General features: G+C 60.3%; 15 protein-coding genes. 11 read left to right on the top strand and 4 right to left on the bottom strand.

Features of this window, described 5'->3' with window-relative positions:
• Positions 1–18 precede the first annotated feature (18 nt).
• The 6 genes from K0F88_RS30605 to K0F88_RS30580 all read left to right on the top strand — a co-directional run bounded on the left by K0F88_RS30605 (position 19) and on the right by K0F88_RS30580 (position 9,253).
• Positions 19–2,889 (top strand): aminotransferase class III-fold pyridoxal phosphate-dependent enzyme, encoded by a 2,871-nt coding sequence (locus K0F88_RS30605; protein ID WP_094469245.1) that lies wholly within the window; start codon positions 19–21, stop codon positions 2,887–2,889.
• 9 nt (positions 2,890–2,898) lie between these two features.
• On the top strand, positions 2,899–3,636 hold the full coding sequence (locus tag K0F88_RS30600) for a 3-oxoacyl-ACP reductase family protein (RefSeq protein ID WP_094469244.1): 738 nt from the start codon (positions 2,899–2,901) through the stop codon (positions 3,634–3,636).
• Positions 3,633–4,397 (top strand): SDR family NAD(P)-dependent oxidoreductase, encoded by a 765-nt coding sequence (locus K0F88_RS30595; RefSeq protein WP_094469243.1) that lies wholly within the window; start codon positions 3,633–3,635, stop codon positions 4,395–4,397. The genes K0F88_RS30600 and K0F88_RS30595 overlap by 4 nt, the downstream gene beginning before the upstream one ends.
• Before the next feature lie 2 nt (positions 4,398–4,399).
• Positions 4,400–5,698, top strand: coding sequence for a DUF1302 family protein (locus tag K0F88_RS30590; RefSeq protein ID WP_094469242.1), 1,299 nt, complete (start codon positions 4,400–4,402; stop codon positions 5,696–5,698).
• Between the two features lie 69 nt (positions 5,699–5,767).
• Positions 5,768–6,604: an outer membrane lipoprotein-sorting protein gene (locus tag K0F88_RS30585; RefSeq protein ID WP_094469241.1), complete on the top strand. Its 837-nt coding sequence runs from the start codon at positions 5,768–5,770 to the stop codon at positions 6,602–6,604.
• Between the two features lie 33 nt (positions 6,605–6,637).
• On the top strand, positions 6,638–9,253 hold the full coding sequence (locus K0F88_RS30580) for an RND family transporter (protein ID WP_094469240.1): 2,616 nt from the start codon (positions 6,638–6,640) through the stop codon (positions 9,251–9,253).
• Positions 9,254–9,319: 66 nt separating this feature from the next.
• Here the strand turns inward: K0F88_RS30580 and K0F88_RS30575 are convergent, their stop codons facing one another.
• The 3 genes from K0F88_RS30575 to K0F88_RS30565 form a co-directional block, all read right to left on the bottom strand.
• Positions 9,320–9,730 carry a MerR family transcriptional regulator gene (locus K0F88_RS30575; RefSeq protein WP_094469239.1) on the bottom strand — a complete coding sequence of 137 codons (411 nt, stop codon included), beginning with the start codon at positions 9,728–9,730 and terminating at the stop codon, positions 9,320–9,322.
• Positions 9,731–9,926: 196 nt separating this feature from the next.
• On the bottom strand, positions 9,927–10,502 hold the full coding sequence (locus tag K0F88_RS30570; RefSeq protein WP_094469238.1) for an NAD(P)H-dependent oxidoreductase: 576 nt from the start codon (positions 10,500–10,502) through the stop codon (positions 9,927–9,929).
• Positions 10,503–10,557: 55 nt separating this feature from the next.
• Positions 10,558–11,448: a LysR substrate-binding domain-containing protein gene (locus tag K0F88_RS30565; RefSeq protein WP_219097663.1), complete on the bottom strand. Its 891-nt coding sequence runs from the start codon at positions 11,446–11,448 to the stop codon at positions 10,558–10,560.
• Positions 11,449–11,679: 231 nt separating this feature from the next.
• Between K0F88_RS30565 and K0F88_RS30560 the strand changes: the two genes are divergently transcribed.
• Entirely contained in the window at positions 11,680–12,444 is a 765-nt protein-coding gene (locus tag K0F88_RS30560) for a sulfite exporter TauE/SafE family protein (RefSeq protein ID WP_094469236.1), read from the top strand.
• On the opposite strand, the gene K0F88_RS30555 is transcribed toward K0F88_RS30560, so the two are convergent.
• A complete protein-coding gene (locus K0F88_RS30555) occupies positions 12,434–12,748 on the bottom strand; it encodes a putative quinol monooxygenase (RefSeq protein ID WP_094469235.1) in 315 nt (104 codons plus the stop codon). The two genes, K0F88_RS30560 and K0F88_RS30555, sit on opposite strands and share 11 nt — an antisense overlap.
• Before the next feature lie 161 nt (positions 12,749–12,909).
• On the opposite strand from K0F88_RS30555, the gene K0F88_RS30550 reads away from it, so the two are divergent.
• From K0F88_RS30550 to K0F88_RS30535, 4 genes are all read left to right on the top strand, one after another.
• Positions 12,910–13,500 carry an NAD(P)H-dependent oxidoreductase gene (locus K0F88_RS30550; RefSeq protein WP_219097662.1) on the top strand — a complete coding sequence of 197 codons (591 nt, stop codon included), beginning with the start codon at positions 12,910–12,912 and terminating at the stop codon, positions 13,498–13,500.
• 107 nt (positions 13,501–13,607) lie between these two features.
• Positions 13,608–14,519, top strand: a complete 912-nt coding sequence (locus K0F88_RS30545; protein WP_094469233.1) for a LysR family transcriptional regulator — start codon at positions 13,608–13,610, stop codon at positions 14,517–14,519.
• 103 nt (positions 14,520–14,622) lie between these two features.
• Positions 14,623–15,516, top strand: coding sequence for an NAD-dependent epimerase/dehydratase family protein (locus K0F88_RS30540; protein WP_219097661.1), 894 nt, complete (start codon positions 14,623–14,625; stop codon positions 15,514–15,516).
• A 201-nt stretch (positions 15,517–15,717) separates the two neighbouring features.
• Positions 15,718–17,163 (top strand): SulP family inorganic anion transporter, encoded by a 1,446-nt coding sequence (locus K0F88_RS30535; RefSeq protein WP_219097660.1) that lies wholly within the window; start codon positions 15,718–15,720, stop codon positions 17,161–17,163.
• The last annotated feature ends 292 nt before the right edge of the window (positions 17,164–17,455 follow it).

Here is a 17,455-nt window from a genome sequence, read left to right as displayed (position 1 = left end):
TCAAGGGATATGACTGTCATGGATTACCGCGATTACGTTCGACCAAAATTTGTTGAACTGATGCAGGCACTGGGCCTGGAGTGCCAGTTCCACCGGGCGCTGGGCAGCAAACTGTTTTACCGCGACAAACAGGGCGCCGAAGTGACCGTCACCGACTTTCTAGGCGGTTACGGCGCTGCGTTGTTTGGCCACAATGACCCGCAGTTCGTCGATCAACTCTGCGGTCTGCTACGCGCCGATGTGCCGTTCAATGCGCAGATGTCCGTGCGCAGTTCGGCCGGTAAGCTGGGACGCGAACTCAGCGAAGCGTTCAACCGTGAGCTGAACAACAGCGAGCGCTACATTTCGACCTTCTCCAACAGTGGCGCCGAGTCGGTGGAAATCGCCGTCAAGCACGCCGAATACCGTCGCCAGAAAACCTTGCAGAAGCAGTTCGACGAGCGGGATTTTGCCCTCGCCAACCTGACCGCCAGCGACAAGGCCTATGTCGAACTGGACGTCGACGACCTTGACCTGCCCGCCGGGTTGCTGCCGGAAAACCTGTCTTACGTGACCGTGCGCCAAGTGGTGGAAGCGGTGCGTCAACACAACCTTGCGCAGTTGCATGTCGAGCCGGTGTTCGTCGCCCTGCGCGGCAGCTTCCACGGCAAACTGGTGAACACCGTCCAACTGACCTACGGCAAGCAGTACCGCCAGCCATTCGCTCGTTTTGGTCTTAACGTCGAGTTCATTGATCCGCAGCAACCTCAGCAACTCCAGGATTTGCCGGCTCGTCACACACGGCATTGGTTGAGTCTGGAGTGGAGCGGCGAGACCTTGCAGGTACGCCGTGAAGCCTTCAGTGCGATCACGGCGGTGTTGCTGGAGCCGATCCAGGGCGAGGGCGGCATCAACGAGTTCACCAGCGAGTTCTACCTGGGCCTGCGTCGCCTGTGCAACGAGCAGCAATGCCCGTTGATCATCGACGAAGTGCAATCGGGTTTCGGCCGCACCGGCACGTTGCTCGGCGCCAGTCATTTCAACTTGCAGGGCGATTACTACTGCCTGTCCAAAGCGCTGGGCGGTGGCCTGATGAAAATTGCCGCGACCGTCATCCGCGCCAGTCACTACGAAACCGATTTCAGCTACATCCACAGTTCGACCTTCGCCGAAGACGATGCCTCGTGCCATATCGCCCTGTCGGCGTTGCGCCGCTTGTTTGCGAACGATAGCGCGATGCTCAAGGACGTGAATAAAAAAGGCGAATACCTCAAGTCGTCGTTGCTCGAACTCAAGGCCGCGTACCCGGATGTGATTGCCGATGTGCGTGGTCGCGGCTTGTTGCTGGGGTTCGAACTGCACGACCTGACCGGCACCAGTTCGCTGGTCCAGGCATCGGCGCAGTACAACGATGCGCTGGGTTACATCATCGCCGGCTACCTGCTGCAATTCGAATCGCTGCGGGTCGCGCCGTCGGGCAGCAATGCCAATGTGATTCGCCTGGAGCCACCGGTGTGCATCACTTTCGAGGAAATCGACGGCTTGATCGGCTCGTTGCAAAAGGTCTGCGACATGTTGCGTCGCCGCGATGCCTTCCCGCTGGCGGCCGGGGTGTGCGCCGACAGCATCCGCGAAGTACCGGCCCGTGAGGTCAGCTTCAAGGAGCCTGAAGACCTCCCAAAGCCTGACGGCAGTGTCCGCGTGGTGGCGCGCGTGGCGTTCATCAACCACCTGATCGATTCGGACATGCTCAGCGATGTCGACCCGTCGCTGTCCACCCTCAGCGCCGATCAGAAACGCGAGTTCATCAAGCGCATGGCTCCCGAGCGGCGTGCTGCCCCCATCGGCCCGGTGCTGATTCGCTCGAAACTCGGCACCGCCGTGGAGTTCACCCTGTACCCGTTGTGCATGGACTCCGATGCCATGGCCGAGTACATCGCCAGTGGTGACCTGGACACCATCCGCGACGAAGTCGGCAATCGCATCCGTGATGCACGGGCCGATGGTTACAGCGTGGCCGGCCTGGGCATGTACACCTCGATCGTCACCAACAACTGTCAGGCGCTGAAAATCCCCGACATGGCGCTGACTTCCGGTAATGCGCTGACCATCGGCATGGGCCTGGAAGCCATCGAGCAGGGCTGCAAACAGCAAGGCCTGGAACTGGGTGAACAGACGGCGGCGGTGGTCGGCGCGGCCGGCAACATTGCTTCGACTTACGCCTCGTTGTTGTCCACCAGTGTCGAACACCTGATCCTGATCGGTAGCGGTCGCGACGGTTCCCTGCGGCGCCTGGAGAAGACCGCCCAGCTGATTTACGCCGAGGCCGCCCGCGCGATTATCAAGGGTGTCGCCGCGCACGACCGCCTTGCCAGTCGCTTGCAGAAACTCGACGGCATCGACGCGTTGTTGCAGGCCCACGGTGCCGGTGCCGACCTCGGTTTGCGCGTGCAGCGCCTGGTCGAAGAGCGCTTGGGCGCGAATGCATTCATCACCGTCAGCAATGACCTTGATGTGCTGCAACAGGCGCGCATCGTGCTCTGTGCCGCGAACGCTCCTCAACCGTTTCTCGGTGCCGGACACTTCGCCGAAAACAGCGTGATCTGCGACATCGCGGTGCCGCTGAACGTCGATCAGAACCTCTCCAGCCAACGGCCCGACGTGCTCTACATGCACGGCGGAATTGTCCAGACCCCGCTGGGCGATGGCCTGATCCGCAACGTGCGTGCCTACCTCAAGGAAGGTCAGCTGTACGCCTGCATGGCGGAGTCGGTGTTGATGGGCTTGTCCGGGATGAAACAGCACTACTCCTACGGCGATATCAGCCGCGAGCAAGTGCAGCAGATTCGTGCGCTTGCCGCGACCCACGGCTTCAGCCTCGCGCAATTCAAGACTGACAACTCACTCTAAGGAACGGTCATGCCGAATAAAGTAGCAGTGGTGACCGGTGGCAGTCGTGGCATCGGCCGGGCGATCGTCCTGGCCCTGGCCGGCGCGGGTTATCAGATTGCATTCAGTTATGTGCGCGACGAAATGGCCGCCATGTCGTTACGTGACGAGGTCCAGGCATTGGGCCTCGACTGTCTGGCGCTGCAATGCGATGTCAGCAGCGGTGACAGCATCAAGGGCTTTTTCGAACGCGTCGACCAGCATTTCCAGCGCGTCGATCTGCTGGTCAATAACGCCGGCATCACCCGTGACGGGTTGCTGGCGACGATGCCGAGTCGCGACATCATCGAGGTGATCCAGACCAACCTGATCGGCACCTTGCTCTGCTGCCAGCAGGCGGTGCCGTCCATGATGCGCCAGCGCAGCGGTTGCATCGTCAACATCAGTTCGGTGGCGGCGCAGAAACCCGGCAAGGGGCAAAGCAACTATGCCGCGGCCAAGGGCGGCGTCGAAGCGCTGACCCGTGCCCTGGCGGTGGAACTGGCGCCGCGCAACATCCGGGTGAATGCGGTGGCCCCCGGCATCGTCAACACGGAAATGAGCACGGCACTGATCGGCAGTCAGGAACAGGAAATCCAGTCGCGGTTGCTGATCAAGCGTTACGCCGAACCCCATGAAATTGCCGAGGCAGTGTTGTACATCGCTGATCGCGGTTTGTACCTGACGGGTGAGGTCTTGCCGGTCAACGGCGGGTTGAAAATGCCATGAGCCGGACCATTCTGATTACCGGTGCCGCCAAGGGCATCGGCCGGGCGGTGGCGGAGAATTTTGCCGCCGACGCCAGTCACCGCTTGATCCTGCTGGACCTGGATTTGCCGGAACTGCAACGCTGGGTCGACGAGCAACACGGGCAGATCAAGGCCCGGGTAGAAACCCATGCCGCCAACATTGCCGACCTGCCGGGCATGGAAGCGTTCTTCAAAATGCTCGCCAAGCAGGTGGATTACGTCGACGTGCTGGTCAACAGCGCCGGCATCTGCAACGAGAATGAACCGGAAGATTTGCACAACTGGCACAAGGTGATTTCGGTCAACCTCAACGGCACGTTCTACGTCACTTCGTTGTGCCTGCCGTTGATGCCGGATCGCGGGCGGATCATCAACATGTCGTCGATCCTCGGCCGCGCCGGCAAGGTCCGCAACACCGCGTACTGCGCTTCCAAGCACGGCATCGTCGGCATGACCAAAGCCCTGGCGATGGACCTGGCGCCCCGGCTGATCACGGTGAATGCGATTCTCCCCGCGTGGATCGATACGCCGATGCTGCAAGGTGAACTGGCGGCGCAAGCGGCGATTGCCGGGCTGACCCAGGAACAGATCCTGCGCAACGCCAAGAAGAAACTGCCGATGCGCCGCTTCATTCAAAGCGAAGAAGTCGCGGCGATGGTGCGTTACCTGGCCAGTCCCGAAGCGGGCGGGGTCACCGCCCAGAGCCTGGTGATCGACGGCGGTGTCGGGTTGGGAATGTAGCCATGCAGGGATTACACATCAGCCGCACTGCGTGGGCGGTTTTGGCGTGCATGGCCGCGCAACCGGCGTTGGCTGAATTGACGGTCGAGGACTTCAAGCCGGATTACGCCGACGCCGAAGTCGGCGTGGCCACCGCGTTGCGCTTGCACGGTGACGACCAGGTCACCCAGAAGGCCGTCTATTTCAAGGCCAACCTGGAAGACAACTGGGACGGTGGTTACTACAAGGCCAAGGGCCGGGTGCGTTACGACGCCCGCTACGACGGCAACAATCCGTACAGCGAAAGGGCGCGGGAAAAATACCGTTTCGATGCCGACTGGCGCCATCTGTACTGGGGCCAGTCGGTGGGCGACGGCGAGGTGACTGTCGGCTGGCAGCAAGTGGTCTGGGGCCGTGCCGATGAGTTGCGGGTGCTCGATCAGATCAACCCGGTGGACTATCGCGATGGCCTGACTCCGCTACTGGAAGACAGCCGGATCGCGGTGCCCATGGTGCGGTTTGCGCAACCGGTGGGCGAGTGGGAACTGGAGGCGCTGTGGATCACCGAGTTTGTGAAAAACCAGCCGCCGGTGGCGGGCAGCGAGTTCGACGCGCCGCTGTTTGCCGTACCGGATCCGCAATACTTTCTGCTGGATTCCAAGCCCGGCTACGACGGTGACAAGGGCTTTTCATATGGCTTGAGCGCCAACGGCCGGATCGGTTCGGTGGACACCAGTTTCGTCGCACTGAACGCCCGTCAACAGGACCCGGTGTACGCCGTCGAAGGCCTGGCCGATGACGGTCGCACTCGGCTGGAGCGCCAGTTCCCCCGTTACACCATGGGCGGCGCGGGGCTGGCGATCGACGCCGGTCACAGCATTGTGGTGCGCAGCGAAATTGCCTGGTTCGACAACTGGCGGGTGACCAATCCGACCCGTGCCTATGGCGCCGACAGCACGCCGATGGTCAAGTCGTTGCTGGGCGTCGACTACTTGCTGCGCGACTGGCTGATTTCCCTGCAATGGCAGCAGCAGCAATTGCTCGACTGGCAGGACGGCATGCTGCAAGACAAGCGCGAGCACCTGTTCACCCTGTCGGCCGAAGGCACTCATTGGCAGGACCGCCTCAAGAGCCGGCTGGTGGTCGCCGCCTCGCCACCGTTCAAAGACGATGCGCTGTTGCAAGGCATCTTCACCTACAAGCCGGTGGACTGGATCAAGCTCGGGCTGGAAGTGGATGTGTTCTTCGGCAAGCCCGACAAACCCTTCGGCGAGTACGACAACCGCGACCAAGTGCGGCTGTCCGCCGGTTACCTGTTTTAACCCCATGACGCCTGCGTGCCCCTGGCGCTTTGGCTCGACCATATTCATCTGACGAAAAGGGAAGTTCCCATGTTGCCGCTATTAAAAAGTCTCACCGCTGCCGCACTGATCCTGAGCGGCGCTTGCGCCACTGCCGCCGACGGCCAGAATGCCGATGAAATCATCCGCCAGGTGCGGGATCGAAACGACGGTAAAAGCTTCATGTCCCAAGTGTCGCTGATCCTCCACGACAAGAAGGGCAATACCCGGGTTCGTGAGTTCACCTACTTGCAAAAGGATTACCCGGACAGCGACAAATTCAGCATGTATTTCTCCGCGCCCACCGACGTGCGCGACGTGGCCTTTCATATCGAAAACCCCCACGAAACCCTGGGTCAGGAAGACAGCCAGTGGATGTACTTGCCGGTCAGCCGCCAGACGCGGCGGATCTCCACCACCGACAAACGCGGCTCGTTCATGGGCAGCGAGTACTCCTACGCCGACCTCGACAAGATCCGGGTCAAGGATTACACCCAGACGCTGGTCGGCGAAGAGCAGGTCAAGGGTCGCGACTGCTACGTGATCGAGCGTGAGCCGGCGTCACCCGAGGTGTTGGCCAAGACCGGCTACAACAAACTGAAAGTGTGGATCGACAAGCAGAATTTCCTGGTCATGCGTCAGGACTTCTTTGACGTCAAAGGCGTGCTGGTCAAGCAGATGCGCACGCAAAAGGTCGAGACCATCGACGCGATCGACAGCATCGTGCTGAGCGAGACCGAACACTTCATCGACGGCACGCGTTCAGAGATGCGCTTCAACCACCTGCAATACAACGTGCAACTGGAAGACCGTTTGTTCACCCAGACCGCCATCAAGCGCGGGCTGAAAACCGGCGACGTGCCGGACTTTGCCGTGTCTGCCCGCTAAGCGCCGACCCCGACGACCCTGGAACGCATGCTCATGGAAAGATACCTGAACTTCGTCGAGCGCTATGCGCGGGCGATCGTTTTCCTGCTGGTGGTGGTCACGGCGTACTTCACCTATACGCTGGGCTCGCTGATCTCCGACACCAACCCTTATCTGCTCAAGGAAACCCATCCTGCGCGCAAGACCATCATCGACTTGCAAAGCGAGTTCACCGGTACGTTCGACTCGGTGATGGTGGCCATCAACAACCCGCAGACGGTGTTCAACAAGCAGACCCTCAACGCACTGTTTTCGATGTCGCAATCGGTGCGCAAGATGATTCTGGCCAACGACGCCGATAAGGAACAGTTGACGCAAATCGTTGCGAAGTACCCAGACGACAGTCGTGCGCAACTGTTGACACGCGACATTCTGGAAAACGGTTTTTCCCAGAACGATTACGCCCAGGCCAAGGCTCTGCGTGATTACGCCCAGAGCCAGAACTGGGATGCCCATGATCAGCTCTTCCTGACTTTTCTCGCCGAGCGAATCAACCCTATCCGCGAAATGGCGTCCATGGGCGACCTGGAAAACATCGTACTGACCCACGATGGCGAGTTGCTGATCCACAAGACCCTCAACGCCTACGACATGGACCCGGCGCTCGTCGAGTCGCAGATCATGGGCAACGAGCTGATGGTCGACGGGGTGGTGTCCAAGGACAAAAAAGTCGCGATGCTGGTGGCCGAGTTGGGCACCAAGCAAGACGATGCCCAGGCGCAGTTGCGCGCCTACCAGATTGTTCGCGGCATCGTCGCGGACTATCAGGCGGCGCACCCCGGGTTCAAGGACGATATCTCCATTGCCGGCATGCCGATCTTCATCGCGGCCCAGCAGGAGATCATCGACCATGACCTGGCGGTGCTGTTTCCGATTGTCTTTTTGCTGATCACCCTGCTGTTGATTTTCTTCTTCCGCAAACCGCTGGGCGTGCTGTTGCCGCTGTTCAACATCCTGTTCTGCACCATCTGGACACTGGGCCTGATGGCCTTGTTGCGGGTGCCGTTCGACTTGTTGACCAGCGTCCTGCCGGTGTTTCTGTTCACCATTTGCTGTTCGGACGCGATCCATGTGATGGCCGAGTACTACGAGCAGAAGAACGCCGGTAAAAGTAACCGCGAAGCCAATCGCGAGACGCAACGGCTGATGGTGGTGCCGGTGGTGTTGACGACGGTGACCACCATCGCCACCTTCATGATTTCCACCACCAACAACATTGTCAGCATCCGCAATTTTGGCGTGTTCATGTCCATCGGCCTGACGGCGGCGCTGATCATTTCGCTGTTGCTGATTCCAGCCTGGATCTCGATCTGGGGCAAGGATCAGACGCCGAAAACCCTTGCTGCCGTACACAAGGAGTCGATCATTTCGCGTTATCTGGTGGCGTTCTGCGCGCGGTTGATCCAGTGGCGCAAACCGATCTTGATCGTGACACTGCCGTTGCTGATCTTGATGACGGTGTTCACCTTTCGCGTCGATATCGAAGACTCGGGTATCGCCTACTTCAAGCCCGAGAGCCATATTCGCGTTTCGGACGAGTTCATCAACCAGGCCGGGGTCGCGGGCACCGCTCCGGGCTGGATCGCCATCGACAGCAAAGAACCGCGCGGCGTGCTGACCACGGAGGTGGTGCAGTTCATCGACAAGCTCGACCACTTCATCAAGCAGCAACCGCATGTCAGTTACGGCTATTCCCTGGCCACTTACGTCAAGCGCATGAACCTGGTGCTCAACGACATGAACCCCGACTACTTGCGCGTGCCCCTGGCGCTGGAGAAGGTGACGTCGGTCAATGACGAGGGACAGGTCGAGCGGTTCGAGGTGCCGGGTAACTCGCTGATCGAACAGCACGTGATGCTGTTCGAGAACGGCGGTGGCTCGGACCTCAACAACGTGCTCAATGCCGACTATTCCAAGGCGCTGACGCTGTACACCATGACCTCGTCAGTGGCCAGCGACTACCAGAGCATGCTGGATCGGCTCGATGCCTGGTTACTGGTGAACAAACCGGCCAACCTCGAAGTAACGCACGCCGGCACGCCGCTGATCTGGACGGGCGTGCTACAGGAAATCACCCAGGGCCAGGTCCTGAGTTTTTCCCTGGCGTTGCTGGTGGTCACGCTGATGATGATGTATTGGCTCAAGTCGGTACGGTTGGGCGTTCTCGGCATGCTGACCCTGTTGACCACCTCGGTGACGGTTTACGGCTTCATGTTCCTGTTCGGCATCGAACTGAACATCGGCACGACACTGGTGACGTTCCTGGTGGTCGGCGTGGTCGATTACGCGGTGCACCTGCTGTCACGGATCAAATTGCTGGTGGAGCAAGGGATTCATATCGATGCGGCCATCTTGCAGGCGATGCACAGCGTCGGCCGTTCGACCGTGGTCAACGTGGTGATTTTCTCCGTGGGCTTCATGGCGCTGCTGTTTTCCGACTTCAAGCCGATTGTCGATCTGGGCGCACTGGTGGCGATGGCGCTGTTTTCCAGCGGTGTCATGACCATTCTGCTGGTGACGCTGGTGTCGCCGTGGTTCTTCGCGGCGATTGTTCCGGTGGCGCCGCTGCCGGAAAAAGATCGAGCAATGGGGAAGCCTGCCTTGAGCTGACCTGATGACCGGCACCGCAGGCACTCTAGTGGCCTGCGAGCCGGTTACTCCAGCGCAGCAGGGTCTTCAGTTCAGCGTATTGCTCGGGTTTTTTTCGCCATAGCGGGCGATACGCTCGAACTGACATTCCTCTCGGGCATCGTTGAGGTTGCTTTCGAATTCTTCGAGGCCGTTGTGCAATTGTTGTAGAGCGCCGATCTGGGAGACCAGCTCGGTCTTTTTTTCGGCGATTGCTTTGTGCGCCATGTCCCACGGGAATTCATCACCGTGGTAGTTGTTCAACATCACCTGCAGCTCTTTGAGCTTGAAACCCAGTTGCTGGGCGCACTTGATGAACGTCAACACCTCGACACTCTGCTGGCTGTAGATGCGGTATTTGCCTTCACGCTTGGGCTCGGGTAACAGGCCGATTTCTTCGTAATGGCGAATGCTTTTGACTGTGGTGCCTGACAGCTGGGCGGCTTTGCCGATATACATAAAGATCCGTCTCGATGAACAAACAGGGCGTAGCACGACCAGGCCTCATGCCTGATCGGAGCGAATAATATAATGAATAACATTCTAAGGTTGCAGCGGCGTGTAAATGACGCGCACAACCGACGAACGACCGTTTGAAGGGAACGTGGGGAGGGGCTGACGGCGAGGGCGTACCGTCAGCAAACAGCGGGGCGTGTCAGCGGCTGGCGGTGACCCGGGCCTGTTCCAGCCAGGCGTCGCGCTGGCTCGACTTGGAACCCAGGATCGGCCCGAAAGTCAGGGTCTTCAACGGCTTGATGCCGCAGAACTCAAGGGTCGTCTTGCGCATCTGGTGCAGGCCGGGCATGCGATAGACCCATTTGTAATACCAGGGCGGCGTGTCCATGGTCACCAGCAAATGGGCGGTCCGGCCCTTGAGCAGTTTGTCGGGGAAGGCCTTGCCCTCACGGTATTTGAAGGCAAAGCCGGGCAGGAAAATGCGGTCGACAAAGCCCTTCATCAAGGCCGGTATCCCGCCCCACCAGATCGGATAAACGAACGTCAGGTGTTCGGCCCAGGTGATATCGGCCTGGGCTTGCAAAAGGTCCGGCTCCAGCGGCTGGATCGTGTGATAGCCCTCGTGCAGGACCGGGTCGAAGTCCAACGCATCCAGACGCAGCAGGCGCACGTCATGACCGGCATCCTTGGCGGCCTGGACGTAAGTTTCGCTCAGCGCCCCGCAGAAACTGTCGGTGGAGGGGTGACCCAGAATCACGAGCATTCGTTTGCTCATCGCGTGTACTCCTGAAATGAAGCTCGCAGCATAGAGTCTGCCCCTAACGGTAGAGTCAAGGCGTTCCCGGTGTCAGCGCCTCGAGCAAGGCCCGGGCGTAACCGGGCAGGCTGTCGACGTCGCGGGTACAGATTTTCAGTGTGCGGTTGGCCCAGTCTTCGGGCAGAGAACGGGACGTGACCGCGTGACCCTGCGGCCAGCGCTCGATGGCCACCCGCGGCACGATGGCCAGCCCCGCACCGCGAGCGACCATGCGAATGACCCCGTCGAAGCCGTCGGCGCGAATTCGGATCGGCATGCGCTGGCCAATGTGCAAGGCCTGTTCTTCCAGGTGGATGGCCAAGGCACTGCTGGCGCCCAGGGCCACGTAGTCGTGGCTCAAGGTGTCGGCGAAGGTCAGTGACGGTTGATCGGCGATGGGATGCTCCGGGGGCAGGATCAACACCAGCGGATCATCGCGAAACGGCCGGGTGTGCAGGTCATCGGTGTCCACCGCGTCGGACACGATGCCGAGCTCTGCCGCCCCTTGGCGCAGCGCATGGGTGATGCGGGCGCTGGGCAATTCTTGAAGGTCGATGTCGAGATTCGGATGCTCGCGCAGAAAGTCGGCGAGCAACTCCGGCAGGTATTCGGTGATCGCGGTGGTATTGCACAGCAACCGCACCTGACCTTTGACGCCGTTGGCGTATTCGGTGAGGTCCTGTTGCAGGCGTTCGGCCTGTTGCAGCAGGCCCCGGGCGTGTTTCGCCAGGGCTTTGCCGGCCGGGGTCGGTGTGACACCGCGACGACCACGGTCCAGGAAGTCGATGCCGATTGACGATTCCATCGAACGGATGCGCGCGCTCGCTGCTGCCAGGGACAAATGACTGCGGGCGGCCCCGGCGGTGATGTTGCCGGTGTCGAGGATGTTCAGGTAGAGGCGCAGGTCGGTCAGGTCGAAGTGCATCGGTGCAGCCTCGGGAGGTGTGTTGTCTGGACGGGCGCCTTCGCGGGCAAGCCCGCTCCCACAGGGTTTTTGTCGTTCGCCGATTTATCGGCCGGCCCAATACCTGTGGGAGCGGGCTTGCCCGCGAAGGCGTCAGTTGCATCGATATAGCGTTCAGCCTCTGCCAAAACAAGAGGCAGCCTCAGTATATGGCAGATTTTCAACCCGCCAGTCCAGGCTCACCATAGCCCCATGAATACTCTCTCCACGTTCTATCAAAACCTCGGCCTGACCCTTTCTCTGCTGGTGATCGCCACATTCCTGCTGGCCGGCATGATCAAAGGCGTGATCGGCCTCGGATTACCCACCATCGCCATGGGCCTGCTCGGCCTGGCTATGGCGCCGTCGCAGGCTGCGGCGTTGTTGATCATCCCGGCAACCCTCACGAATGTCTGGCAACTGGCATTCGGTGGGTATTTGCTCGGCTTGATCAAACGATTGTGGCCGATGCTCCTGGCGATCTTCATTGGCACCGGGGCGGGCACGGTGTGGATCGGCATGGCCGGTGGTCATTGGGTGGTGCGGGCGTTGGGCGGGGCGCTGATGCTCTACGCACTGAGCGGTCTATTCCTGCCAACCCTGCGCGTGGGTGGTCAGAGCGAACGCTGGCTCGGTCCGCTGTGCGGTGTGGTGACGGGCGTCATCACCTCGGCCACCGGCGTCTTCGTGATTCCGGCGGTGCCGTATCTGCAAGCACTGGGTTTGAGCAAGGATGAACTGGTGCAGGCCTTGGGCCTGTCGTTCACCGTCTCGACCCTCGCCCTGGCCGCCGGCCTGTTATGGCGCGGCGCCCTCGGCGGTGGCGAGTTAAGTGCGTCGTTGCTGGCGTTGATCCCGGCAGTGCTCGGCATGTTGCTTGGCCAATGGCTTCGTCAGCGGATCAGCGCCGTGCTGTTCAAGCGCGTGTTCTTCATCGGCCTCGGCCTGCTCGGCGGCCATTTGCTGATCAGCGGGTAGCGGAAGACGGGCTAAGCATCTCGATGGCGCGGATATCAAAATCCCGCTCCAGGTATTCCAAGCGCATGCTGCGGAATTGCTGCATGTGCGGCAGGTTCGAGTGCACGTCGAGGTGCGCCTGGGACTGCCAGATCTCGTAGAAGATGAACAGGGTCGGGTCCTGTTTGTCGCGCAGCATGTGGTACTCGATGCAGCCGGGCTCGGCGCGACTCGCTTGCACATGGCCGCTGAAAAACGCTTCGAAGGCATCTGATTTTTCCGGGCGGGTCTTGGCGTGCAGGATGAAGCCTTGCATTTCACTCATCAGAAATCTCCTCAAGTTCAGAATCGGCGCAAGTTTATGGCAACAATCACCCGCCTATTCGTGCTTATTGGTCAAATGTATTTTGTGAATTCAGCGCTTATTCCGCGCGAGGCAGCTCGTTACTCTGCTGCCATCGAATTCCTGACCTTCCGAGATTTCTCATGAAAAAAGTCCTGTTGCTCAATGGCGGCAAAAAGTTCGCCCACTCCGATGGCCGCTACAACACCACCCTGCATGAAGCCGCGTTGAGCGTGCTGGATCGCGGCGGCGTTGATGTGAAAGCCACCTTCATCGACGAGGGTTACGACGTCGCTGAAGAGGTCGCCAAATTCCTCTGGGCCGACGTGATCATTTATCAAATGCCTGGCTGGTGGATGGGCGCGCCATGGACCGTGAAAAAGTACATCGACGAAGTCTTCACCGAAGGCCACGGCAGTCTCTACGCCAGCGACGGCCGCACCCGGTCCGACGCCTCGCAAAAATACGGCAGCGGTGGGCTGGTACACGGCAAGCAATACATGTTGTCGCTGACCTGGAACGCGCCGCAGCAAGCCTTCGACGACCCGACCGACTTCTTCGAAGGTAAGGGCGTGGACGCGGTGTACTTCCCGTTTCACAAGGCCAACGAATTCCTTGGCATGAGCGGTTTGCCGACCTTCCTGGCGGTCGATGTGATGAAACGCCCGAATATCGAGGCTGATGTGGCGCGCTATGAACAGCATTTGACTGAGGTGTTTGGCCTCAAAGCGTGAGGCTCGGCTACTATCGATACCCTTGAACCCGAACCTGTAGGAGCCGCCCGCAGCAAGCCGGCTCCTACAAAAAGCGATCGGCGCTGAATTATCGATAAGGGACACACGTGAAAGCCAGATCCGATGAGTTGCAGATTTTCGTCTGCGTGATTGAGTGCGGGTCGATTTCCGCGGCGGCCGAACAGGTCGGGCAGACGCCTTCGGCGGTCAGTCGCACGCTGTCGCGGCTGGAGGCCAAGCTTGATACCACGCTGATCAACCGCACCACGCGGCGCATGGACCTGACGGAGGAGGGCAAGTATTTCTTCGAGCACGCCAAGCTGATTCTCGATCAGATGGATGAGCTCGAAGAACGCCTGACCTCACGCCAGCAAACCCCGTCGGGGCGTCTGCGGATCAACGCCGCGTCGCCGTTCATGCTGCACGCCATCGTGCCGTACATCGACGAGTTCCGCCGTCTCTACCCCGACATCCAGCTCGAACTCAACAGCAATGACCTGATCATCGATTTGCTCGAACAAAGCACCGACATCGCCATCCGCATCGGCACGCTGGCCGACTCGACGTTGCACGCCCGCTCGCTGGGTTGCAGCCCGCTGCACATCGTCGCCAGCCCGGCCTACCTTGAGCAACACGGCACGCCAACGGCGGTTGCGGACCTGGCCGGGCATGCGTTGCTGGGTTTTACCCAGAACGAAGGCCTCAACCAGTGGCCGTTGCGCTATGTGCACGGTGATCGCTGGCCGATTCAGGCGTCGATCAGCGCCTCCAGCGGCGAGACGATCCGGCACCTGGCGCTGGAAGGCCAGGGCATTGCCTGTCTGTCGCACTTCATGACGATCGACGACATTCGCGCCGGGCGTTTGCAGGTGCTGCTGGCGGATTTCAACAGCGGCTATCGCCAGCCGATCAACGCGGTGTACTACCGCAACTCGCAACTGGCCCTGCGCATTCAATGCTTCCTGGACTTCATTCAGGGCAAATTGGCGGCTTATGCGAATTCGGACTTCACCGGCTGATTCGTGACTCCTGCGCAAGAGTGATTTGGGTCAGCGGGTCTGTTTCACCACAGGACGGTCCTCGATACTCAATGCATCACTTATTCACGCAGGGAGTTTCTCCATGAACGTATTCGTTACCGGCGCCGCTGGATTCATCGGCGGCTCCATCGCCACCGGTCTCGTCCGGGCGGGCCACCAGGTTACCGGCCTGGTTCGCAACGCCGAACAAGCCTCTGAACTGAGCGCACTGGGCATCACTCCGGTGGTCGGCACTCTTGACGACAGCGCACTACTGGCCGAACAGGCCCGTGCGGCCGATGCCGTGATCAACGCCGCCAGCAGCGACCATCGCGGCGCGGTGGAAGCCTTGCTCAATGCCTTGCGCGGCTCCCACAAAGTGTTCTTGCACACCAGCGGTTCGAGCATCGTCGGCGATGCGTCGGGCGGCAAATCCAGCGACGTCATCTACTTCGAAGACAACCTGCCGGAACCGACCGTCGACAAGGCCGCCCGTGTGGCCATCGACAACCTGATCCTCGCGGCGGCCAAAGACGGCGTGAATTCGGCCGTGATCTGTAACACGCTGATTTACGGCCACAGCCTGGGCGTCAATCGCGACAGCGTGCAATTGCCCCGCTTGCTGAAACAGGCGCGTAAAAGTGGTGTGGTCCGCCATGTCGGCACGGGTCAGAACATCTGGTCCAACGTCCACATCGAAGACGTGGTGTCCCTGTATCTGCTGGCACTGACCAAAAACGTACCGGGCACGTTCTACTTCGTCGAAAGCGGGGAGGCGTCCTTCATCGACATGACCACGGCCATGGCTGAAGCCCTGAAACTGGGCAAGGCGCAAGACTGGCCGTTGAAAGACGCCGAAGCCGAATGGGGTTATGAAATGGCCAACTATGGCCTGGGCTCCAACAGCCGGGTTCGCGGCAAGCATGCGCGTGAACTGCTGGGCTGGGTGCCGAAGCGCACGTCGGTGGTTGAATGGATTCGTGACGAGATGGTTTGAGTTCGCTTTAGACCGCGTCATCGTTCATCGCGGGCAAGCCCGCTCCCACAGATCTTTGTCGTTCGCCAATTTCGTGAGCGACATAATACCTGTGGGAGCGGGCTTGCCCGCGATTGCATTTCTGAAGCCCCGACAGCTGGCCGGGCCGTGCTCAATTCCGTAACATCCGCCCCCCTCTTTCCCTGTTGTGTTCGATCCTCCATGAAACCAAAACGTCTGCGCGCCGATGTCCTGGCCGGACTCACCACTTCTTTCGCTCTGCTCCCCGAATGCATTGCCTTCGCGCTGGTGGCCCACCTCAATCCGCTGATGGGGCTTTATGGTGCGTTCATCATTTGCACCCTGACCGCGCTCTTCGGCGGGCGACCGGGGATGGTGTCCGGTGCGGCGGGTTCGATGGCGGTGGTGATCGTCGCGCTGGTGGTGCAACACGGCGTGCAGTATCTGCTCGCGACCGTGTTGCTCGGCGGCCTGATCATGCTGGCGTTCGGGCTGCTGAGGCTGGGCAAACTGGTGCGCATGGTGCCGCACCCGGTGATGCTTGGGTTCGTCAACGGCCTGGCAATCATCATTGCGCTGGCGCAACTCGAACACTTCAAGGAGGGCGAAACCTGGCTCAGTGGCACGTCGTTGTACCTGATGACCGGGTTGGTGGTGTTGACGATGGCGATCGTTTACCTGCTGCCGCGCCTGACGCGTGCCGTGCCGCCGGCGCTGGTGGCGATCCTGAGTGTGGGGCTGGCGGTGTATTTGCTTGGCCTGCCGACGCGCACCTTGGGCGACATGGCGCACATCGCCGGCGGCTTGCCGACGTTCGCGCTGCCAGACATTCCCTGGAGCCTCGACACCCTGCGCATCATCGCGCCCTACGCGATCTTGATGGCGCTGGTCGGTCTGCTGGAAACCCTGTTGACCCTGAACCTCACCGACGAGATCACCGAGAGCCGTGGCTTCCCGGATCGCGAGTGCGTGGCGCTGGGCGCGGCCAATATGGTCTCGGGGGTTTTTGGTGGCATGGGGGGCTGCGCGATGATTGGTCAGACCGTCATCAATCTCAGTTCCGGAGGTCGTGGGCGGCTGTCCGGGGTGGTGGCCGGGGTGCTGATTCTGCTGTTCATTCTGTTTCTGTCGCCGCTGATCGAGCGCATCCCGTTGGCCGCCCTGGTCGGCGTGATGTTTGTGGTGTCGCAGCAGACGTTCGCCTGGGCCTCGTTGCGGGTGGTGAACAAAGTGCCGCTGAACGATGTAGTGGTGATCGTCGCGGTCACGGTCATCACCGTGTTCACCGACCTGGCCACCGCCGTGCTGTGCGGGATCATCATCGCGGCGCTCAACTTTGCCTGGCAGCAGGCGCGCGAGTTGTATGCCGATGCTCATCTCGAAGCCGACGGCAGCAAGTTGTACCACCTGCATGGAACGCTGTTTTTTGCCTCGACCACGCCGTTTCTCAATCAATTCGATCCCGCCAACGATCCGCCTGTCGTGACGATCGATTGTCGCCATCTGAGCTTTGTCGACTATTCGGCCATCGCCGCGCTGAAGACGTTGCGTGAGCGCTACGCCAAGGCCGGCAAGCATGTGCGCGTGCTGCATTTGTCCGAGCGCTGCAAGAAACTGCTCAAGCGTGCGCGCGTGAATCACGACTGAGGCCCTAACCCCGTGGGAGCGAGCCTGCTCGCGATAGGGTGTGTCAGTCACCAGTGATGTGGCTGATACACCGCTATCGCGAGCAGGCTCGCTCCCACAGGGAAACGGATGTAAATCCGCCTGCCTGATTTTCATATCCACCGACCTCGCATACCTCTGCGCGACATCCCTTACCTCTGCACGAAAATAACTTTCACCTCGTTTGAAAATCACGCCTCGAAATGATTTAAGAGTTTCACAATCCATTCGACGTGACCCTTTCGAGGAGTACCGCATGACCCTGTCCTTCGGC

Origin of the sequence: Pseudomonas sp. UMAB-40, assembly GCF_900095275.1 — a bacterium.
Lineage (GTDB): Bacteria > Pseudomonadota > Gammaproteobacteria > Pseudomonadales > Pseudomonadaceae > Aquipseudomonas > Aquipseudomonas mandelii_B.
The sequence above is the reverse complement of the archived record's forward strand: the minus strand, read 5'-3'. Positions and strand labels throughout refer to the sequence as shown.